The organism is Paramagnetospirillum magneticum AMB-1, assembly GCF_000009985.1.
GTDB classification, from domain to species: Bacteria; Pseudomonadota; Alphaproteobacteria; order Rhodospirillales; family Magnetospirillaceae; genus Phaeospirillum; species Phaeospirillum magneticum.
Genome location: NC_007626.1, coordinates 1,437,238 through 1,457,023, shown reverse-complemented (window position 1 = coordinate 1,457,023; position 19,786 = coordinate 1,437,238). Strand labels below are relative to the sequence as shown.

Below are 19,786 nucleotides of genomic sequence, written 5' to 3'. Positions count from 1 at the left end.
TTGGCAAACACTGCCGTCGCCTCGACCTCTACGGGTCGCGCCATTTTATGGAGCAGCCCATGCTGGCCACCTGTTTGTCGGGCCCGCGCCCGGTTTGCGCCACCAGGCGCATGGCGTCGAGCAGTTCGCGCCGCGCATCGGGCGTGCCCGGCTGGCGGCCGGATTCGTCGAGACGGCCGCGATAGCGCAGGCGGCCCAGACAGTCCAGACCGAAGAAGTCCGGCGTGCACACGGCGCCATAGGCCCGCGCCACCTCCTGGGACTCGTCGAACAGGTAGGGAAAGCCGAAACAGTGAGTCCGGGCGAAGACCTTCATGTTGTCGAAGGAATCCTCGGGGTACTGGGTAGGATCGTTGGCGCTGATGGCCACGACGCCAATCCCCTCTTTGCGCAGCAGGTCGGCGTCGCGGACCAGCCGGTCGATGATGGCAACCACATACGGGCAGTGGTTGCAGATGAAGGCGACCACCGTGCCCCGCGCGCCGCGGACATCGTCCAGGCGCCACGTCCGCCCGTCGACTCCCGGCAGGGCGAAATCAGGCGCCACCCAATCCTCGGCGCAAGCCGGCGTCGTCACCGCCATCTTTCCTCCCGGCAGAATCTGCCCATTGATTCCCGTCTGGCATGGTCTCACAATATAGCTCAATGGCTTAGCAGGATCATAGAAATGATCGGGCGCGTTCTTGCAATATTGGGAGTCCTGGCGGTCGCCGGCTGCGCCTGGATCGGCGAGAGAGGCTCGATCAATCCCGGGCCGCGTCCGCTGCCCAATTCCTATACCTTCATGCAGCTGGAAGCGCTCAGCCTGATCAATACCCACAAGACCATGGGCGATCATGTCATCGGCTGGATCACCGGCAAGGATTGCTCGAGCCCGCGGGCCGAGCGCGGCGAAGGCTATTGCCGGGACTGGCCCGACCGCCCGTCCCCGCCGGCCCAGGTCTATTGCTACAGCACCCTGGCCCGGCCCACCTGCTATTCCCAGCCCTACAACGAAGGCAACGACCGTCTGATCGGCTTCGTTCCCGCTTCGACTCCGGTTCGCTGACCGGGCGGCGTAAAACCCTCGACAGACAAACGTCGCTGCGCGACAGTATCGAAGGATACAGGACCGGCGGGGTGGCCGATGGCAACATTGATCCGGATGGCGGAATACCGGGGGGAAGCCGGCTTCGTTCACTTCGAGCGGGGCGAGATTACCCAATTGCTGACACTCTATGCCACCCGCGTGGCCTGCGGCGAGTGGCGCGACTATGCCATTGACGTCCTGCCGGACGGCGCCGTCTTCTCGGTCTTCCGTCACGCCCAGGAACGCCCTTTGTATACGGTCACCAAATCGGCTCCCGGCACCCGGGGCTCCTGCTGGAGCGTGGCAAGATCGGGCCGCGTCGTTTCGCGTTTTCCCACCCTGAGCGGCGCCCTGGCCGCCCTTGAGCGGGCGCCCCGCCCCCTCAGGCCCTAGGAGCCCGCTCCATGCGTCGTGTCGTCGCCCTCCTGATGGTCGCCGTTCTGCTCGGCTGCGCCGCCCCGCCGCCGCCGCCGCCGGAGTTCAGCCCCGAGGAGCGCGAGGAATTCCGCCAGGACATGCTGTCCGACGTGGAAAAGGTGGAGACCTTTCTGCAAAAGACCCGGCGCGGCATCAATCTGACCGAGATCACCCTGGGCTGGTTCGTCATGATCTTGCTGAACGAGCTCAGCGCCCATGATGCCGGGCTTCACGCCTACATTCATCACGACGACAACAATTCCGAGCTTTTTCTGCGCAACGATTTCCAGACGGACCCCAAGGGGCAGATCGCGGCCATTGACGAGCTGGCGCGCAGGGGCGAGACCGACATCCGCCTGGCGGCGCGGGAGGCGCTGGCCTGCCTGACCACCATTCCCAGCCCGAAGACCTCGGATGCCCAGCAGAAAGAGGCAAGGATGGAACTTGTCGCCACCCTTCTCAGGCTCAAGAGCCATCTCAACCGGATCGCAGGGGCTCACCTGCCCCCCGCCGCCGAGCTTCCCGGCCGGACCGACTGATCCCGCCGGCTCGTATCATGGAAGGCCGGATCAAGCCCACGGCCGTCCGGTTTACCAGGCAGTGGAAAAGCGTCACCGCAGGGGCTTTCGCCCCCGGTCTCCCAACCGGGAAGCGTAGCTTCCCGGACCCTTCAGTTTCTTGAAAAACTGGTGGTTCGGAGGCTGTGCCTCCGAACGGGTCAGGGCGGTAGCCCTGCCGCGAAGCGGGGCTTTTCCGCAGCCTGTTAAAACCACTGTGGTGGAATGAAGGAGAGGGAGCGTTTGGGGGCCGCTCCCTCTCCAAGCCCCCTCGCGGCCTTGGGGTTCGGGGATGGCCGCGAAGGAACGTCTCTTGAGTTTCAGTGGCTGCGAGGAGGGGACGTTGGGGGCGCCCCCTCCTCTTACGATCCTGCCCGCGGCCTTGGGGTTCGGGGATGGCCGCAAGCTGACCGTGCCACCGAGGAAGCGGCGCCGGACGGCGTCGCCACCTCAATTGTATCCGCCGCTCAGGCGGCCTTGTCTTCTCTCCCCCGGTCCGGCAGGGACAGCCCCAGCCGCAAGCTGAAGCCGAACGTGCTTCCCACGCCGTTTTCCGATTCGACCCACACGGCGCCGCCAAGGCGTTCCACCAGGCGGCGGACCACCGCCAGGCCGGTGCCCACGCCGGGAGCCGCCCGGCCGTCGCCACCATGAGGACGGTAGAAAATCTCGAACATGCGGACGACCCGGGCCGGATCGATGCCCATTCCGTTGTCGCACACCTGGAACTTGGCCATGTCGCCGTCGCGCACCACCGAGACATGGACCACCGGCCGCCGGCCGGGCGCGCGATACCGCGCCGCGTTGTCGAGCAACTGGACGAAGATCTCCACCAGCGACGCCGGATCGGCCTCCACCTCGGGCAACGGGTCCACCACCAGGGTCACTCCCGCATCGGCCAACTTGTCGGCCAGGCGCTGGCGGGCCACCGTCATGGCGACCCAGGCCGAGCTGACCTCGCCGGTCCGCGGCAGAGAGTCCACCGCCACGAATTCGCGAAGGCCGCTGACCAGCGCCCGCATGCGCCGGGCGCCATCGACCACGTGACCGACATAGTCCCGAACCTCATCGTCGCAGCCGGCCTGATCATGACTGGCCAGCAATTGGGAGTACGACACCATGCGGCGCAGCGGTTCCTGAAGATCATGGGCGGCCACGTCGGCGATTCGCTCCAGGTCGGCGACGTAGCGGCGTAGCCTGTCGCGCTGCTCGGTCAGTTCGACCTCCTTGAGGCGTAGACGTTCGGCCGTCCGCCGCTGCCAGCAGACCACCTGGACCAGAAGCAGGAGCAGCACGCCGCCACCCAGGGGGCCCAGCACCGCCACCAGCAGGCTTCCCACCCGGCCGCCATCGACGGCCGGCGCCGCCGGAACCGAGGAAAATTGCCGCTCGATGCCGTTGTCGAATCCCAGGCTCAGCCAGAACAGCACCAACACCATGGCGCCGATTACGGCGGAGGCACGGCCAAAGCCCGCCCCGTCGTCCAGACGCCCGATGATTGGAATATGCCGAGACACCGCATCCCCTCCATCCCGCCAGCCCTGGGCGGGAAAACCAGTGGAGCTTTTATAGGCGCAACTTCACAATGGAATTACGGCAGTGATTGAATTGTGCGGCAATACCCTGTAAACGGGTGATGAATACTAGCCGGGGCGTCGGCCGGAGAATGCAGTGTCGACAAAAGCACACGTCTTGATCGTCGAGGATGAACCCGTTACCCGCGCAAAGCTTGCCGCGTATCTGACGGGGGAAGGGTTCCAGGTCAGCGAAGCCGCTGACGCCAAGGACATGAAGGCCATCGTCTCCAAGACGGTGCCCGACGTGGTGCTGCTCGACATCAACCTTCCCGATGAGAGCGGCCTGATCCTGGCCCGCGAGCTGCGCGCCAAGTCGTCGGTGGGCATCATCCTGGTCACCGCCCGTCAGGACGAGACCGACCGCATCGTCGGCCTGGAGATCGGTGCCGACGACTACATCACCAAGCCGTTCAATCCCCGAGAACTGGCCGTGCGGGTGCGCAACCTGCAGCGCCGCGTCGCCCCCACCATGGCCGCCGAGCGCTCGGCCACCGGCATCCATTCCTTCGCCGGCTGGCGCCTGGATTGCGACGCCCGCCAGCTGACCTCGCCCACCGGCGAACTGGTGCGCCTCACCCGCGGCGAGTTCGACGTGCTGGCCGCCTGGCCCGCAATGCCGGGCGGGCGCTGACCCGTGACCAGTTGCTCGATCTCACCCAGCATGACGGCGAGGCGGTCATCGACCGCACCATCGACGTGCTGGTCGGCCGCCTGCGCCGCAAGATCGAGGCGGATTCCCGCCACCCGGCCATCATCCTGACCGTGCACGGCGTCGGATATCGGCTGGTCGCCAACTGAGGATCACTTGGCTTGGCAATTGGGCTTTGCCCAAACCCACCGGGGAGAACCCCGCCCCCCCTTTTGATTTTATGAACGAATAAAAGAGAGGTTTGGAGACATGGTCTCCAAGCGGGGCCCATCTCACCGAGAACGGGAGGCGGCAGCCCCGTCTTATACCAGATCCCGATGATCTCAACCGATCATCAGGATCGCCCTCAATCGGCGGGCGGGCGGGCGCGAGCGCCCTTGCCTCCCGCCGCATAAGCGGCGCGGCCCTTTGGGCCTAACCAAATCCCCATGAGTTTAGCTCATCGGGATTTGTCTTACCCGTGACGCTCCACGTCGCCCTGGACTTCGTCGCCCTTGAGGCCGTGCGCCCACATCAAGCCCAGCACCGCCCCCTTCATGCGGGGCAGCAGCCGCCAGATCAGCAGTCCCAGCCCGCTGAGCGCCACCACCATCTGGACCTCCAGAGGTGGATGCCAGGCTTGCTCGGCGGCCAGGGTCAGCGGCACCACCACATGGCCGGCGACCAGAACGGTGAAATAGGCCGGGCCGTCATCGGCCCGGATATGGCCCAGGCGCTCGCCGCAATGGGGGCAGGCCGCCCGGATGCCGAGATACCCTTCCATGATCATCCCCACCCCACATCGGGGACACAGCCGCCGGGCGCCGCGCCAGATGGACAGGGCGATGGGGCGCCCGCCCCCCTCCTCCGGGGGCAGGTCGGCCGGCGGCGGGGCGGGCTTGCAGACGGGAACGCGAAGGCGATGAGGCATGGGCAATGCCCTTTGCGAATAAGACGCACTCTGCAACAGAGTGAGCCTCAGCGCGGGCGTTTGCCAGCGGAAAGAGTCTTGGCCACTTTCTTGGGCTTGCGGGTCCTGAGCGCCGCGTCAAAGGCGGCGCGCCCCCAGGCGCACAGTTCGGCCCCCTCCTCCATGATATCGGCGGGGACTTCCCAATAGGGCATGGCCATGGGCTTGTCCTCCCATGGCTTGAACGGCCCGGCCCCAGCCTCCTCGAACATGGGGCGGTTGCGGTCGTCGGCCTTAAGGAACAGGGTGTCCCAGGCGATCAGGCCGAACATCAGCCCGTCGAGATAGACGCCGAAGCCCCCGAACATGGCCCGTGCCGTCACCGACCCGAGGGGGGACAGCATGTCGCAGACGTGATCGGCGAATTGGCGGGACACGACGGTTCGCCCCCATTCAAACGACAAGGAGGTCTGGCAAACGACAAGGAGGTCTGGAGCATCGCTCCAGGCGGGCCAGGGCGGCAGCCCATCCGCGTCAGCGGACCGGCCACCGCCCCAAACCTCAGTGAGCGAACTCGGCGAAGAAGTCGTTGCCCTTGTCATCGACGACGATGAAGGCGGGGAAGTCGACCACTTCGATGCGCCAGATGGCTTCCATACCCAGTTCGGGGTACTCGATGACCTCGACCTTCTTGATGCAATCCTGGGCCAGACGGGCGGCGGCGCCGCCGATGGAGCCCAGGTAGAAGCCGCCATGCTTCTTGCAGGCCTCGGTCACCGCCTTGGAGCGGTTGCCCTTGGCGATCATCAGCATGGAACCGCCCGCGGCCTGGAACTGATCCACATAGGAATCCATGCGCCCCGCCGTGGTCGGGCCAAACGAACCCGAAGCGAAATTGGACGGCGTCTTGGCAGGGCCGGCATAGTAAACGCCCATCTGCTTGAAATACTCGGGCAGGCCTTCGCCACGGTCCAGTCGCTCCTTGAGCTTGGCGTGGGCGATGTCGCGCGCCACGATCATGGGCCCGGTGAGCGACACGCGGGTCTTCACCGGGTATTGGGACAGGGTCTTGCGGATCTCGTCCATGGGACGGTTGAGGTCGATCTTGACCACCTCGCCCGCCAGCTTGGAGGGGTCCACGTCGGGCAGGTACTTGGCCGGGTCCTTTTCCATGGCCTCCACATAAACACCGTCCTTGGTGATCTTGCCGAGGATCTGGCGGTCGGCCGAGCAGGACACGCCGATGGCCACCGGGCACGAGGCGCCGTGGCGCGGCAGGCGGATGACGCGCACGTCATGGCAGAAGTACTTGCCACCGAACTGGGCGCCGATGCCCATGTCCTGGGTCATCTTGAGGACGATCTGCTCCAGCTCCAGGTCGCGGAAGGCCTGGCCGAACTTGTTGCCGGCGGTGGGCAGCGAGTCCAGGTACTTGGCCGAGGCCAGCTTGACCGTCTTCAGGCACATCTCGGCAGACAGGCCGCCGATGACGATGGCCAGGTGATAGGGCGGGCAGGCCGAGGTCCCCAAGGTGCGGATCTGGGCGTCCAGGAAGGACAGCAACGACTTGGGGTTCAACAGCGCCTTGGTCTGCTGATACAGGAAGGTCTTGTTGGCCGAACCGCCGCCCTTGGCCATGAACATGAACTTGTAGGCCTCGCCCTCGGTGGCGTAGAGGTCGATCTGGGCCGGCAGATTGGTGCCGGTGTTGACCTCTTCGTACATGTCGAGAGGCGCGGTCTGGGAATAGCGCAGGTTCAGCTCGGTATAGGCCTCCTGCACGCCCTTGGAGATGGCGGCCTCGTCATTGCCGCCGGTCCACACCCGCTGGCCCTTCTTGCCCATGACGATGGCGGTGCCGGTGTCCTGGCACATGGGCAGCACGCCGCCCGAGGCGATGCAGGCGTTCTTTAAGAGGTCATAGGCCACGAAGCGGTCGTTGGGCGACGAGCCGGCATCGTCGAGGATGTTCCGGAGCTGCTGCAGATGGGCGGGGCGCAACAGGTGCGAGGTGTCCTTGATGGCTTCCTTGGTCAGGGCCGTGATCGCCTCGGGGGCCACCGTGACCACACTCTGGCCGTTGAAGCTGGCGGTCCCCACGCCCTCCGCGGTGATCTTGCGGTAAGGGGTGTCGTCATGGGACAGGGGGAACAGCTCGTGGAAGGCGAAATCGGACATGGCCGGCGACCTCGGTCTGAATGAAACGGGTAGCGCCGCCCTACCCTTCAGGGGTGGAACGGCGGAGTCAGGTCAAACACCTTTTTGGCGGCAACGTCAAGGGCGGCCGGAAGCAGCAGCCCTTGAAACTCACTTCTTGCGGAACTTGTCCAGCGCCACCACGTTGCCGTCGCCGCCCGGGGGCTGGGGCTCGGGCTCGTCGTCCTTGGCGGACGCGGCGCCGCGCGGCGGCTGGGGATCGAACTCGTCGATCTCCATGTCGTCGTCGTCGTCGTCATCGCCGGGAATGGCCTGGAACTGCAGGCCGAACTTGGCGGAAGGATCGGCGAAGCCGGTCACCGCCGAGAAGGGGATCACCATGGTCTCCGGCTTGCCCGAGAACGACAGGGTCACGGAAAAGCCGTCCTCGGTGACGTTGAGATCCCAGAACTGGTGCTGCAGCACGATGGTCATCTCGTCGGGATGGCGCGCCTTCAGGTGGTCGCTCATCCCCACATCGGGGTGGTGGGGGCGAAAGGTGATGTAGAAGTGATGCTCGCCCGGCAGGCCGTGTTCAGCGGCAAAATGCAGCGAATCGCGCACAACGCCGCGCAGAGCCTCTTCCACCATCTTGTCGTAACGCAGTTCTTCCACCGGCGAAAAACCCCATCCTCGCGTATCACTTGCCGACGCCCCTCAGGCGCCGGGCGCACGCCTCCGCGTGCTTGGCTCCCGCGGCATAAGCCGCGCGGCCCTTTGGGCCTAGCCGCGTTCCGACGACGGGTGTCATCGGAACCCGGAAAAGTGGGGGGAGTTCTGTTGCCCGGTTCCCCCCGGACCGCGCTTACGGGTTAAGCCGCAGCGGCAAGTTCAACGTTGTCGTTGGCACTTGTTAGGATTGACCCGATAACGGTGGTATCATGCCGAACGCAAACCAGACCTTTACTGCGCACGTCGATCCTGTTTCGCCCCCGATGTTCCGGCCCGCGTCCTGGGCCGGGAAATTTGGTGGAGGCGCCGGGTACCGCCCCCGGGTCCGTAACGTCTATTCCGTGTGGCGTTTAGCGTCATAGCCGGTCGCCCGGCATCCCCACTATAAAGCGGCCCGATCGGAAGCGCCAGCCTTGTCGGGAATTGTTTCGGAAACAGCCACCACCTTGTTGCGCCCGGCGGCCTTGGCGCGGTACAGCCGCCCGTCGGCCTCGGACATGGCCAGTTCCAGGGACCGTCCGCCGCCCAGGTCGGCGATGCCCATGCTGACCGTGATTCGGGTCGTCCCCTTGGCGGTCTCCACCTCCAATCCGGCCAGAATGGCGCGCAGACGGTCGGCCACCGGAACGGCCGCCGCCAGCGAGGTGCCCGGCAGCACAATGGCGAATTCCTCGCCCCCCAGCCGGCCAAAGACGTCCACATCGCGCAGATGCTCGCGCAGGGCGCAGCCGACACGGCGCAGCACCTCGTCCCCCGCGGAGTGGCCGAACTCGTCGTTGACCCGCTTGAAATAGTCCACGTCCATCATCACCACCGAGACGGCCTGGCCCGACCGCAGGCACAGCCGCCGCCGGTCCTCGGCCAGATCGAGGAAATGGGCGCGGTTGGGAATGCCGGTCAACTGGTCGATGGTCGCCATGCGCAGCAGCGAACGGTCGGCATCCTCCTTGACCAGCAGCAGAAAGCTGAAGCCGTCGCACAGCGAGAAGACGTAGCCCAGCAGGAACATGGCCTGATTGGCCAGGGCGGCGCTCTGCGGATCCCAGGCGGGGCTGGACCAGGCCAGCCCGATGCGGGCCAGGGCGGTCAGGGCGATCAGCCCGTTGCTGACCACCAGCAGAACCTGGACCGGCGACCGGCGACGGCGCGACGACCACAGGGCCATGGCGCTCAATCCGTACAGGACGAACAGACTGGACGAGAACAGCACCGCCAGGACATTGGCCGCCGCCCCGGCGGCGATTCCGGCCAGATAGGCCGCCGCCAGGCCGGCAAAGACCAGACCGGCCGCGCGAATTCGCCGCCCCTGCCCGGCATAGGCAAGAAACGCCGCCAGTTCCAAGGCATGCCCGGCGAGATAGAGCAGATTGCCGGAAAAGCCCCAGGGATGGGGAATGGCCGGCTTGACCAGGATCAGCGCGATGGCCAGCCCCTTGAACACCTGCGCCGAAGCCCAACTGCGCAACGTCCCCCGGCTGCCTCCCTGACCGGCGTAAACCAGCATCAGGGCGCCGAACACCAGATTGCTGATGGCCAGGGTGATCCATAACGTCTTGGTGTCGAAACCCACGCGGCACTCCTTTCGCCCACTTATATCTTAAGTTTGTTTTCCTTCCTTGTCTCCGACCAAGACGTGACGGCCCGTGGCGAAAGAAGGCGGGGACCCGACATTGCGTCCCGGTCGGCCGGGCTGGTACAGTGCCGGCCGCCCCAAATCCGGAGGTTCACCCCTTGCATCAGTACCTGGACCTGCTGCGGCGCATTCAAGCCGAAGGCGTGACCAAGACCGACCGTACCGGCACCGGCACCACCAGCGTGTTCGGCCACCAGATGCGCTTCGACCTCAGCCGGGGGTTTCCCCTGGTGACCACCAAGAAGCTCCACACCCGGTCCATCTTCGTCGAGCTGCTGTGGTTTCTGCGGGGCGACACCAATATCGGCTGGCTGAAGGACAACAAGGTCTCCATCTGGGACGAATGGGCCGACGCCAATGGCGATCTCGGCCCGGTCTACGGCAAGCAATGGCGGTCCTGGGCCTGCCCCGACGGCAGCACCGTGGATCAGATCACCCAGGTGGTGGAGATGATCCGCAAATCCCCGGATTCGCGGCGCCTGATCGTCTCGGCCTGGAACCCGGCCGATATCGAGTCCATGGCCCTGCCGCCCTGCCACTGCCTGTTCCAGTTCTACGTGGCGGACGGAAAGCTGTCGTGCCAGCTTTACCAGCGCTCGGCGGACGTGTTCCTGGGCGTGCCGTTCAACATCGCCTCCTACGCCCTGCTGACCCACATGGTGGCGCAGGTGACGGGCCTCGAGGTCGGCGCCTTCGTCCACACCTTCGGCGATGCGCACCTCTATTCCAACCACATGGAGCAGGCGGCGCTGCAATTGTCGCGCGCCCCCCTGCCGCTGCCCCGGCTGGAGCTCAATCCCGAGGTGAAGGACCTGTTCGCCTTCACCATGGACGACATCAAAGTGGTGGACTACCAGTGCCACGCCCACATCGCCGCACCGGTGGCGGTATGAGTCCGACGAGCGGAGCGAGGAGGCAAGCGCGAAGCGCGCCGCCGCTTATGCGGCGGGAGCCAAGGGCTTGGTACAAGCCCGCCCGGCGATTGAGGGACAAGCAATGACCCCCTCCGTCGCCCTCATCGTCGCCGTGGCCGCCAACGGGGTGATCGGCAAGGACAACGCCCTGCCCTGGCATATTCCCGAGGACCTGAAGTGGTTCAAGGAGAACACCCTGGGCAAGCCGGTGATCATGGGCCGCAAGACCTGGGAGTCCATCGGCCGCCCTCTCCCCAAGCGCCCCAACATCGTGGTGACGCGCCAGACCGGGTGGCGGGCCGAGGGGGCGCATACCGCCCATTCCCTGGACGAAGCCCTGGCCCTGGCGGCCCGGCTGGCGCCCGAGGCGGCGGAGCTGATGGTGATCGGCGGCAACAGCCTGTTCGCCGAGGCCCTGCCCGGAGCCCGGCGCCTGTATCTGACCGAGATCGCCCGCGCCTATGAGGGCGACACGATGTTTCCCGCCTTCGAGCGCGGCCTCTGGCATGAAGTTTCGCGGCGCCGCAACGAGGGCGACCCGGCCTTCGACTTCGTGATTCTCGACCGGGCCTGACCGCAACCTGACAGTCACCGTCTTGTAAAGGTTTCCCTGCTCGACAAAGGCAAGGCGGGCAGGCTATGAGGGGCGCACTCAACCCGAACCGGAACGGCCGGAATGCGTTGGAGCCTTCCCACAGTCGCGGTGGCGCCAGAACTCAAGCCCAATTTCTGGGATCTGGCGATCATACCGATCATCTTCGCGCTGCTGGCCCTGCTGGCCTATGGCGGCGCCCAGATGACCACGCCCTATGACGTGGGTGAGAAGCTCGCCCTGTCCCTGGACCCGGCCGGTCTGCCCTATTACCTGCTGCGCAGCGCGTTGCGCATGGCCGCCGCCCTGCTGGCCTCGCTGATCTTCACCCTGATCTACGCCTCCCTGGCCGCCAAGGTGCCGGCGCTGGAGAAGGTGCTGATCCCCATTCTCGACATCTTGCAGTCGATCCCCATCCTAGGCTTCCTGTCCATCACGGTGACCGGCTTCATCGCCCTGTTCCCCGGCAATCTGCTGGGGGTGGAATGCGCGGCCATCTTCGCCATCTTCACCTCCCAGGCCTGGAACATGACGTTCAGCCTGTATTCCTCGCTGAAGACGGTGCCCAACGACCTGATCGAAGCCTCGGAGATGTTCCATCTGTCGCCGTGGCAACGCTTCTGGCGCCTGGAGCTGCCTTGGGCCATGCCCGGCCTGGTGTGGAACATGATGATGAGCGTGTCGGGCGGCTGGTTCTTCGTGGTGGCGTCCGAAGCCATCTCGGTGTCGGGCCAGAGCATCGCCCTGCCGGGCGTGGGCTCGTACATCGCCCTGGCCATCGCCGAGGAGAACCTGGCGGCCATCGGCTGGGCCATGCTGGCGGTGCTGGCCGGCATCATGATCTACGACCAGCTGATGTTCCGCCCGCTGGTGGCCTGGGCCGACAAGTTCAAGGTGGATTCGGCACCGGGCGAGCAGCAGCCGGAATCCTGGCTGCTGACCCTGATGCAGCGCGGACGCCTGTTCCGCTACCTCGCCCGCCTGCCGTCGGCGGCCTGGGACCGTTTCACCTTCCTGCTGCGCCAGCGCGAGGAAACCACCCTGTTCCACCACGCGCCGATCCGCATGGTGACCCTGCCCTCCTGGGCCGAACGGGTCTGGGACGGGCTGCTGATCCTGGCGGCCTTGGGCGCCCTGGTCGAAGTGGGGCTGTTCATCCATGGGGCCATCGGCCTGTGGGAAGTATGGCAGGTGCTGCTTTACGGCCTGACCACCGCGCTGCGGGTGGTGGTGCTGATCTCGCTGGCCTCGCTGATCTGGGTGCCGGTGGGCGTATGGATCGGCCAGCGGCCGCTGGTGGCCCAGAACGTCCAATGGGTGGCCCAGTTCCTGGCCGCCTTCCCCGCCAACCTGATGTTCCCGGTGGCCGTGGTGCTGATCGTCCATTTCGACGCCAATGTGGACGTGTGGACCAGCCCGCTGATGATCCTGGGCACCCAGTGGTACATCCTGTTCAACGTCATCGCCGGGGCCTCGGCCATTCCCCAGGACATGAAGGATGCGGCGGGCAATCTGGGCCTGTCGGGCTGGCTGCGCTGGAAGAAGTTCATCCTGCCGGCCATCTTCCCGTCCTACGTCACCGGGGCGGTGACCGCCTCGGGCGGGTCGTGGAACGCCTCCATCGTCTCCGAGCTGGTCAGCTGGGGCGATACCAAGTTGGAGGCCGTGGGGCTGGGCTCGTACATTGCACGCGCCACCGCCGACGGCGACTTTCCGCGCATCGCGCTGGGCATCGCCGTGATGTGCCTGTTCGTGATGGGCTTCAACCGCTTTTTGTGGCGGCGCCTTTACATGCTGGCGGCCGACCGGCTGCGTCTGGATTAGAGGACAGGGTCATGGCCGACATCACCACCTCCACCGCCCTTCTCGACCTGCGCGGCGTGCGCAAGACCTTTCTCACGCCCGACCGGCGGGAACGCACCGTGCTGGAAGGCGTCGACTTCAAGCTGGAAGAGGGCGAGATCGTCGCCCTGCTGGGCAAGTCGGGCTCGGGCAAGTCCACGCTTTTGCGCATCATGGCCGGGCTGATCAAGGCCAATGGCGGCGAGGTCAAGTATCGCGGCCACCTGATGACCGGCCCGGCCAAGGGCATCTCCATGGTGTTCCAGTCTTTCGCCCTGTTTCCCTGGCTGACGGTGGAAGAGAACGTGGAACTGGGCCTGGAGGCGGCGGGCGTGGCCAAGGCCGAGCGCGAAGAGCGCGCCAACGAGGCCATCGACCTGATCGGCCTGGGCGGCTATGAAAGCGCCTATCCCAAGGAATTGTCGGGCGGCATGCGTCAGCGCGTCGGCTTCGCCCGCGCCCTGGTGATGCGGCCCGACGTGCTGCTGCTGGACGAGCCGTTCTCGGCGCTGGACGTGCTGACCTCGGAGACGCTGCGGGAAGACCTTCTGGAACTGTGGGACGAGCGCAAGATCCCCACCAAGGGCATTCTGCTGGTCTCCCACAATATCGAGGAGGCGGTGTCCATGGCCGACCGCGTCCTGGTATTCTCCTCCGACCCCGGGCGGGTGCGGGCCGAGATCCGCGTCAACCTGCCCCGGCCGCGCGACACGGAATCCGCCGCCTTCCGCCAGATCGTCGACGAGGTCTACACCCTGATGACCGCCAACGTCCGGGGCGGCGGATTGGGGGCGGCCGAGCAGTTGACCCTGGGCTACCGCCTGCCCGACACCACGCCGGGCAAGATGGCCGGCCTGCTGGAAACCGTGGCCGAGGCGCCGTTCAACGGCCGCGCCGACCTGCCGCAACTGGCCGAGGAGACCGAGCTGGAGGACGACCAGCTCTTCCACCTGTTCGAAGGCCTGCGCGTCCTGGGGCTGGCCCGCATCGCGGCGGGCGACATCTTCGTCACCCCCGCCGGCCAGGCCTTCGTCGAGGCCGATGACGCGGTGCGCAAGGACCTGTTCGCCGAGGCCCTGGTCAAGCACATCCCCTTGGCCGCCCATATCCGCCGGGTGCTGGACGAGCGCAAGGACCATCGCGCCCCGGAAGACCGCTTCTTGCAGGAATTGCAGGATTACCTCACCGACGACGAGGCCGAGCGCGTGCTGGAGACCACCATCACCTGGGGCCGCTACGCCGAGATCTTCGACTACGACTACAATGCCGGCGTGCTGATGCTGCCCGAGGAAGTGGTCGAGGAGATGGAGGCCGAGGAAGAGGCCCGCGACGAGTCCGGCCTTCGGGAATAGTTGCCCAAAGCCCGCGAACGTGGTGCACTGTCACCCGGGGGATCATCGGGGGCGGCGGCGCTTTGCTGGGACGCATTCTGAGGCATGGACTGAGGCTGATGACCGCTGCCGTTATGGCCGCGCTCGCGGTCGTGTCCGTGCGCCCCGTCTCCCATGCCGGGGCCGAGACCTGGATCGCCTCCTATCAATTCCCGCCGGGAGACATGCGCGACGACGCCATGCGGAGCATCGCCCGGGCCATGGAGGCCCAGGGGATCACCATCCGCCTTTATGCCTCGGCCTCCCTGCTGCGTCCCGGCGACCAGTGGGGCGCCCTGACCAGCGGCAATATCGACATGGCGTTCATGCCGTCCGACTATCTGTTGGACCGCATGCCCCAACTGGCGGTGCTGTCCCTGCCGACCATGGTGCGCAGCCGCCCCCATGCCGAGCGCATCGCCGCCTCGCCCGCCATGCGCGATCTCAAGCACCAGATGGAAGCCGCCGGCGTGGTCATCCTGGCCGATTCCTGGATTCCCGGCGCCTATGCCAGCCGGCAGCGCTGCGTCCAGACCCCCGCCGACGCCAAGGGCCTGCGGGCCCGGACCATCGGCCGCTTCATGGGCGAGTTCTGGGCGGGGGCCGGGGCCGTGCCGGTTCCGGTCGTCACCTCGGACTCGCTGGGCACCCTGGTCAGCAACGACCTGATCGACATCGCCAATACCTCGGCCGCCACCTTGCTGTCACTCCACATGGAGCGCAAGTTCGCCTGCCTGATGGTCCCGGGCGATGCGGGTGCCCTGTGGTATCTCTACGAGCCGATCATGGTGTCCAAGCGCCGCTACGACACCTTGGACGAAGCCCGGCGACAGGCACTGCACGCCGCCGCCGCCGAAGCCGCCGCCAATCTGGCCGTCTCCCTGTCGCTGCTGGAGCGGCGCCTGGCCGGCAATTTCATCGCCGCGGGAGTGGACGTGGTCAAACTGGATTTCGACGCCTTCGACGCCTGGCGCAAGCTGGCGCGGCGCACTGCCTGGAAGTCGTTCCGCGACCATGTGCCGGGCGGCGGCGACATCCTCGACAAGATACAGGCCGTGGAGTGATCCGGTGAAGGAGACCAGCAAATCCGTCGCCCGCCGGGCGCGCACCCCCGAATTCATCACCCGCTATCTGGTCGGCCAGGGCCTGGACATCGGCGGCGCCGCCGATCCCCTGGCCCTTTATGGCGAGCTGTTTCCCAGCATCACCGCGACCAAGGTCTGGGACGTGGCCGATGGCGACCTTCAGCACCTGACCGGGCTTGCCGATGCCAGTTTCGACTTCGTGCACGCCACCTTCGTCCTGCAGAAGATGGCCTCGCCGGTGGAAGCGCTGCGCCACTGGCTGCGGGTGCTGAAGCCCGGCGGCCACATGGTGGTGCTGGTCCCCGATGAGGACATGTACGAACAGGGCTACTGGCCGTCGCGCCATAACCCCGAGCACCGCTGGACCTTCACCCTGTTCAAGCCGAAATCCTGGAGCCCGGTCTCGGTCAATCTGCTGGAGGCCCTGCCCTCCCTGGGCATCCAGGCCGACATCCGCCGCATCGAGGCCCTGGACGGCAGCTTCCGCCATCGGCTGCCCCGCTTCGACCAGACCCTGACCCCGGTGGGCGAGGCGGCCATCGAGTTCGTCATCCGCAAGCGCCCGCAGCCCGAGGCGGTGGCCGGCGGGCGCCTCGCCGCCGAGGCGCCGCTCACCCCCCGCGACGTCTTCCTGCTGACCGGATTGCGGATCGAGCCCCAGAAGGGGTGAGCCCATCACCCTGTCATCCCGAGGTGAAGCCGAGGGATCTCCGCCTGATATGGCGGTGCCGGTTCTGAAAAGCCATGCCAGGACGAGATCCCTCGACTTCGCTCGGGATGACACGTTACGTCAAGGGCTCGGCGCCCTTATCCCGAGCGACGTGGGACTCGCGCCCATGATGACAGACCGGTCAGTCTAGAAACTCCTCCAGCACCGCGATCTGCTCCGGCACGTTGAGTGCCGGGGCATGGCCGCAGCCGGGGACCGTGACCAGCCGGGCCCGGGGACCGCGCCGGGTCATCTCGTCGGCCACCTCGGGCAGTAGCAGGTCCGAATCGACACCGCGCAGCACCAGGGTCGGGCATTCCACCTTGTCGTATTCGGCCCAGACCTCGTAATCGCCGGCTGTTTCCGCGAAGACCCGCATGACCGCCGGATCATAATGGGGCGTGATGCGTCCGTCGCCCCGCCGCCGGGCCGAAGTCTCGGTCATGCGGCGCCATTCGGCGTCGGTCTGGAAGCCGTAGGGTTTGTAGACCTGGCGCACGAAGGCCTCGAACTCGGTCATGGTGCGAAAGCTGGGATGCTGGGCCAGATAGGCGCGGATGCGCTCCACCGCCACGGGATTGAGGGCGGGGCCGATATCGTTCATCACCAGCCGGGTCATCCGCCCCTTCAAGGGCCCGGCCGCCAGCAGCATGCCCAGGGCGCCGCCCATGGAGGTTCCGATCCAGTCCAGGCGTTCGATGCCCAGGGCTTCGAGAAGGGCCACCGCATGCCGCATATAGGTGTCCAGGGTGTAGTCCCGCCGGGGCGCCCGCGACCATCCCGACAGGCCGCGCCCCAGGGTATCGGGGCAGATCACCCGGTAGCGGTCGCTGAAATGGGCCGCCAGGGTGTCGAAGTCGCGCCCGGTGCGGGCCAGGCCATGCCACATGATCAGGGCTGGCGCGGCGTCATCCCCCCATTCGGTGAGGTGGAACTCCCGTCCCATGACGGAGAGGTAGCGGGACCGGGGCAGGGTCATGGCGCCCCCCTTTGCGTTGTGAAGCGGCTGAGTATACCTTGTTGCGCCCCCGGCTTGGATGGATGCCATGCTTGACCTTTCCGATTCTGCCCTGCTTCGTGATCACGCCTATATTAACGGCTCGTGGGTCGCGGCCCAATCGGGTGAACGCCTTGCCGTCACCAATCCCGCCGACGGATCGCTGATCATCCGCGTTCCCGCCATGGGCGCCGCCGAGACGAGGCAGGCCATCGAGGCCGCCGACCGGGCCTGGGGCCCGTGGAAGGCCAAGACCGCCAAGGAGCGCTCCGCCGTCCTGCGCCGCTGGTTCGAGCTGATCATGGCCGCCCAGAACGATCTGGCGAAGCTGATGACCGCCGAGCAGGGCAAGCCCCTGGCCGAGGCCAAGGGCGAGGTGGCCTATGGCGCCTCCTTCGTGGAATGGTTCGCCGAGGAGGCCAAGCGGGTCTATGGCGACACCATCCCCGAACACATGCCCGGCCGCCGCATCGTCGTGGTCAAGGAACCCATCGGCGTGGTGGCCGCCATCACGCCCTGGAATTTCCCCCTGGCCATGATCACCCGCAAATGCGCGCCGGCCCTGGCCGCCGGCTGTCCCGTGGTGGTCAAGCCGGCCGAGGACACGCCGCTCTCCGCCCTGGCCCTGGCCGAACTGGCCGAGCGGGCCGGCTTCCCGCCGGGGGTGTTCAACGTGATCACCGCCGGCGACCCCAAGGCGGTGGGCTTTGAGCTGACCGCCAATCCCAAGGTGCGCAAGCTCTCCTTCACCGGCTCCACCGAGGTGGGCAAGCTGCTGATGGCCCAATGCGCCGCCACGGTGAAGAAGCTGTCGCTGGAACTGGGCGGCAATGCCCCCTTCATGGTCTTCGACGACGCCGACCTGGATGCGGCGGTGGCCGGCGCCATGGCGTCCAAATACCGCAACACCGGCCAGACCTGCGTCTGCGCCAACCGCCTGCTGGTTCAGGACGGCATCTACGACGCCTTCACCGCCAGGCTGGCCGAGGCGGTGGCCGCGCTGAAGGTCGGCCCCGGCCTGGAAGGCGACTTCCAGCAAGGTCCGCTGATCAATGAAGAGGCGGTGCGAAAGGTCGAACGCCACATCGCCGATGCGGTGGCCAAGGGGGCGCGGGTGGTGATGGGCGGCAAGCGCCACGCCCGCGGCGGCACCTTCTTCGAGCCCACCATCCTGGCCGACGTCACCCCCGACATGGCCCCGGCCCGCGAGGAGACCTTTGGCCCGGTGGCGCCGCTGTTCCGCTTCAAGACGGAAGAGGAGGCGGTGCGCATGGCCAACGACACGGAATTCGGGCTGGCCGCCTATTTCTATTCCCGCGACGTCGGCCGGGTCTGGCGGGTGTCGCGTGCCCTGGAATACGGTATCGTCGGCATCAACGAAGGCCTGATCTCCACCGAAGTGGCGCCCTTCGGCGGCGTCAAGGAATCCGGCCTGGGCCGCGAGGGCTCCAAATACGGCATCGAGGACTTCCTCGAGGTCAAGTATCTGTGCATGGGCGGGATTTAGAGCATCCTGCGTTAAATCTGACGCAGGATGCTCAAGCGGCCATTGAGGCCGCGGCCAAGGGCGCGAGAGCGCCCGCCCGGCGAGGGACGAACATAAGCCTAGACCATCGTGCGTCATATTTGACGCTCGATGGTCTAGGCGAGGACGCGGAAAACCCCCGCTTCCCGGCAGGGCGACCGCCCTGACCCGTTCGGAGGCACAGCCTCCGAGCCACCAGTCTTTTTATAAAAAACTGAAGGGATCGAGAAGCTGTGCTTCCCGATCCCCCAATCTCTGTCAGGTAATATTGAACCGCGACAGGCTCTCGGCCAGATCGTCGCCGAACTTGGGTCCCTTGCGGATCAGCGAGGCGCGGGGCGGCAGGCCCTTCAGCTTGGGATTGCCCCATTCGTAGCTGGTGAACAGGGCGAAGGGAATGCCCTCGGTCACCGGCATGGAGCCCAGGGCACAGCCCAGATCGACGCCGGACAGCAGGCCCAGCTCCATGGAGGCGATCACCATGTCGGGACGGGTCCGGACCACGGTCTCCATGGCGGCAAAGCCGTCGCGGATGGTCGAGGTGCGATAGCCGCAGGCCGCCAGCTCGCGCTCGACGATGCGCGACATGGCCTTTTCCGGCACCACCAGCAGGATCTCGACGTTCTTCTTCTCGATCTTGCCGAAATCGATGTCGGCCGTGCGCTTGGCCGGCAGGGCGCGGACCACGGCGGGAGCATCGGCTTCGGAAATCTGCTCGCCGTCGGCTAGCTTCTCGATCTTGTCGACGAAGACCTGAATCTCCTCCAGCTCGGAGGGGCCGGCTTCCTTTAACTCGCCCACATACTCGTCGAAGCGATGGGTGATCAGCTTGATCATGGGCAGGCTGAGACCCTGGGCATGGCTGCGCAGGTTGCTGGCCTCGCGCTTCAGGGTGGCGAGACCCTCGGCGGCGCCAATGCTCTTGGAGCGCATATTGCCCACCAGCACCTGAAGCTGGCTGGCGGTGTCGCGCAATTCCTCCAGGAACTCGTTGATGACCCGGAGTTCGTTTTCATTGTCGGCGGTATCAAACGCGGCCATGTTCCCCCCAAGACTCGATGCCCGCAAAGGGATACACCAGATGCAATAAAGA

The 19,786-nt window shown here is 66.2% G+C and carries 21 protein-coding genes and 1 other RNA gene; 12 read left to right on the top strand and 10 right to left on the bottom strand.

The genetic code is table 11. The features are described 5' to 3' along the window. Positions 1-28: 28 nt before the first annotated feature. Positions 29-583, bottom strand: coding sequence for a thioredoxin family protein (locus AMB_RS06800; RefSeq protein WP_011383751.1), 555 nt, complete (start codon positions 581-583; stop codon positions 29-31). Positions 584-667: 84 nt separating this feature from the next. Here AMB_RS06800 and AMB_RS06795 point away from each other — a divergent pair, with 84 nt between their 5' ends. From AMB_RS06795 to AMB_RS06785, 3 genes are all read left to right on the top strand, one after another. Then, on the top strand, positions 668-1,048 hold the full coding sequence (locus tag AMB_RS06795; protein ID WP_011383750.1) for a hypothetical protein: 381 nt from the start codon (positions 668-670) through the stop codon (positions 1,046-1,048). Between the two features lie 78 nt (positions 1,049-1,126). Next, positions 1,127-1,462, top strand: coding sequence for a DUF2794 domain-containing protein (locus AMB_RS06790; RefSeq protein ID WP_011383749.1), 336 nt, complete (start codon positions 1,127-1,129; stop codon positions 1,460-1,462). Positions 1,463-1,473: 11 nt separating this feature from the next. Further along, a complete protein-coding gene (locus AMB_RS06785) occupies positions 1,474-2,025 on the top strand; it encodes a hypothetical protein (protein WP_011383748.1) in 552 nt (183 codons plus the stop codon). Positions 2,026-2,510: 485 nt separating this feature from the next. Here the strand turns inward: AMB_RS06785 and AMB_RS06780 are convergent, their stop codons facing one another. After that, positions 2,511-3,560 (bottom strand): sensor histidine kinase, encoded by a 1,050-nt coding sequence (locus AMB_RS06780; RefSeq protein WP_011383746.1) that lies wholly within the window; start codon positions 3,558-3,560, stop codon positions 2,511-2,513. Positions 3,561-3,714: 154 nt separating this feature from the next. Here AMB_RS06780 and AMB_RS06775 point away from each other — a divergent pair, with 154 nt between their 5' ends. Next, complete coding sequence (locus AMB_RS06775; protein ID WP_011383745.1) at positions 3,715-4,251, top strand: response regulator; 537 nt, start codon at positions 3,715-3,717, stop codon at positions 4,249-4,251. An 11-nt stretch (positions 4,252-4,262) separates the two neighbouring features. Then, positions 4,263-4,418 (top strand): winged helix-turn-helix domain-containing protein, encoded by a 156-nt coding sequence (locus AMB_RS26890; protein ID WP_322095842.1) that lies wholly within the window; start codon positions 4,263-4,265, stop codon positions 4,416-4,418. Positions 4,419-4,723: 305 nt separating this feature from the next. On the opposite strand, the gene AMB_RS06770 is transcribed toward AMB_RS26890, so the two are convergent. The 6 genes from AMB_RS06770 to AMB_RS25020 form a co-directional block, all read right to left on the bottom strand. Further along, positions 4,724-5,179, bottom strand: coding sequence for a DUF983 domain-containing protein (locus AMB_RS06770; RefSeq protein WP_050750651.1), 456 nt, complete (start codon positions 5,177-5,179; stop codon positions 4,724-4,726). A gap of 47 nt (positions 5,180-5,226) precedes the next feature. Beyond that, positions 5,227-5,595, bottom strand: coding sequence for a TfoX/Sxy family protein (locus tag AMB_RS06765; protein ID WP_043743657.1), 369 nt, complete (start codon positions 5,593-5,595; stop codon positions 5,227-5,229). A 124-nt stretch (positions 5,596-5,719) separates the two neighbouring features. Continuing rightward, positions 5,720-7,336 (bottom strand): fumarate hydratase, encoded by a 1,617-nt coding sequence (locus tag AMB_RS06760; RefSeq protein WP_011383741.1) that lies wholly within the window; start codon positions 7,334-7,336, stop codon positions 5,720-5,722. A gap of 129 nt (positions 7,337-7,465) precedes the next feature. Then, entirely contained in the window at positions 7,466-7,969 is a 504-nt protein-coding gene (locus AMB_RS06755) for an SspB family protein (RefSeq protein ID WP_011383740.1), read from the bottom strand. A 149-nt stretch (positions 7,970-8,118) separates the two neighbouring features. Beyond that, positions 8,119-8,440: a transfer-messenger RNA gene (gene ssrA, locus AMB_RS23725) on the bottom strand. Continuing rightward, positions 8,409-9,596 carry a GGDEF domain-containing protein gene (locus AMB_RS25020; RefSeq protein ID WP_011383738.1) on the bottom strand — a complete coding sequence of 396 codons (1,188 nt, stop codon included), beginning with the start codon at positions 9,594-9,596 and terminating at the stop codon, positions 8,409-8,411. The genes ssrA and AMB_RS25020 overlap by 32 nt, the downstream gene beginning before the upstream one ends. A 161-nt stretch (positions 9,597-9,757) precedes the next feature. Between AMB_RS25020 and AMB_RS06745 the strand changes: the two genes are divergently transcribed. From AMB_RS06745 to AMB_RS06720, 6 genes are all read left to right on the top strand, one after another. Next, positions 9,758-10,552: a thymidylate synthase gene (locus AMB_RS06745; RefSeq protein WP_043743655.1), complete on the top strand. Its 795-nt coding sequence runs from the start codon at positions 9,758-9,760 to the stop codon at positions 10,550-10,552. 103 nt (positions 10,553-10,655) lie between these two features. Continuing rightward, entirely contained in the window at positions 10,656-11,147 is a 492-nt protein-coding gene (locus tag AMB_RS06740; RefSeq protein WP_043743651.1) for a dihydrofolate reductase, read from the top strand. A 102-nt stretch (positions 11,148-11,249) separates the two neighbouring features. Continuing rightward, positions 11,250-12,989, top strand: a complete 1,740-nt coding sequence (locus AMB_RS06735; RefSeq protein WP_011383735.1) for an ABC transporter permease — start codon at positions 11,250-11,252, stop codon at positions 12,987-12,989. An 11-nt stretch (positions 12,990-13,000) separates the two neighbouring features. Then, a complete protein-coding gene (locus tag AMB_RS06730) occupies positions 13,001-14,359 on the top strand; it encodes an ABC transporter ATP-binding protein (RefSeq protein WP_011383734.1) in 1,359 nt (452 codons plus the stop codon). A gap of 98 nt (positions 14,360-14,457) precedes the next feature. Continuing rightward, entirely contained in the window at positions 14,458-15,441 is a 984-nt protein-coding gene (dctP, locus tag AMB_RS06725) for a TRAP transporter substrate-binding protein DctP (RefSeq protein WP_231849006.1), read from the top strand. A 4-nt stretch (positions 15,442-15,445) separates the two neighbouring features. Continuing rightward, positions 15,446-16,132: a methyltransferase domain-containing protein gene (locus AMB_RS06720; RefSeq protein ID WP_011383732.1), complete on the top strand. Its 687-nt coding sequence runs from the start codon at positions 15,446-15,448 to the stop codon at positions 16,130-16,132. A gap of 181 nt (positions 16,133-16,313) precedes the next feature. Here the strand turns inward: AMB_RS06720 and AMB_RS06715 are convergent, their stop codons facing one another. After that, positions 16,314-17,150, bottom strand: a complete 837-nt coding sequence (locus tag AMB_RS06715) for an alpha/beta fold hydrolase (protein WP_043743648.1) — start codon at positions 17,148-17,150, stop codon at positions 16,314-16,316. A 67-nt stretch (positions 17,151-17,217) separates the two neighbouring features. Here AMB_RS06715 and AMB_RS06710 point away from each other — a divergent pair, with 67 nt between their 5' ends. Continuing rightward, positions 17,218-18,675: an NAD-dependent succinate-semialdehyde dehydrogenase gene (locus tag AMB_RS06710; RefSeq protein ID WP_011383730.1), complete on the top strand. Its 1,458-nt coding sequence runs from the start codon at positions 17,218-17,220 to the stop codon at positions 18,673-18,675. A gap of 276 nt (positions 18,676-18,951) precedes the next feature. Here AMB_RS06710 and AMB_RS06705 read toward each other — a convergent pair whose 3' ends face one another. After that, a complete protein-coding gene (locus tag AMB_RS06705) occupies positions 18,952-19,734 on the bottom strand; it encodes a response regulator transcription factor (protein WP_011383729.1) in 783 nt (260 codons plus the stop codon). Between the last annotated feature and the right edge of the window lie 52 nt (positions 19,735-19,786).

Excerpts from the sequence above, each read along its gene's own strand:
- AMB_RS06800 (WP_011383751.1), bottom strand. The coding sequence starts at position 583 with ATGGCGGTGACGACGCCGGCTTGCGCCGAGGATTGGGTGGCGCCTGAT.
- AMB_RS06795 (WP_011383750.1), top strand. The coding sequence starts at position 668 with ATGATCGGGCGCGTTCTTGCAATATTGGGAGTCCTGGCGGTCGCCGGC.
- AMB_RS06790 (WP_011383749.1), top strand. The coding sequence starts at position 1,127 with ATGGCAACATTGATCCGGATGGCGGAATACCGGGGGGAAGCCGGCTTC.
- AMB_RS06785 (WP_011383748.1), top strand. The coding sequence starts at position 1,474 with ATGCGTCGTGTCGTCGCCCTCCTGATGGTCGCCGTTCTGCTCGGCTGC.
- AMB_RS06770 (WP_050750651.1), bottom strand. The coding sequence starts at position 5,179 with ATGCCTCATCGCCTTCGCGTTCCCGTCTGCAAGCCCGCCCCGCCGCCG.
- AMB_RS06760 (WP_011383741.1), bottom strand. The coding sequence starts at position 7,336 with ATGTCCGATTTCGCCTTCCACGAGCTGTTCCCCCTGTCCCATGACGAC.
- AMB_RS06740 (WP_043743651.1), top strand. The coding sequence starts at position 10,656 with ATGACCCCCTCCGTCGCCCTCATCGTCGCCGTGGCCGCCAACGGGGTG.
- AMB_RS06735 (WP_011383735.1), top strand. The coding sequence starts at position 11,250 with ATGCGTTGGAGCCTTCCCACAGTCGCGGTGGCGCCAGAACTCAAGCCC.
- AMB_RS06730 (WP_011383734.1), top strand. The coding sequence starts at position 13,001 with ATGGCCGACATCACCACCTCCACCGCCCTTCTCGACCTGCGCGGCGTG.
- dctP (WP_231849006.1), top strand. The coding sequence starts at position 14,458 with ATGACCGCTGCCGTTATGGCCGCGCTCGCGGTCGTGTCCGTGCGCCCC.
- AMB_RS06715 (WP_043743648.1), bottom strand. The coding sequence starts at position 17,150 with ATGACCCTGCCCCGGTCCCGCTACCTCTCCGTCATGGGACGGGAGTTC.
- AMB_RS06710 (WP_011383730.1), top strand. The coding sequence starts at position 17,218 with ATGCTTGACCTTTCCGATTCTGCCCTGCTTCGTGATCACGCCTATATT.
- AMB_RS06705 (WP_011383729.1), bottom strand. The coding sequence starts at position 19,734 with ATGGCCGCGTTTGATACCGCCGACAATGAAAACGAACTCCGGGTCATC.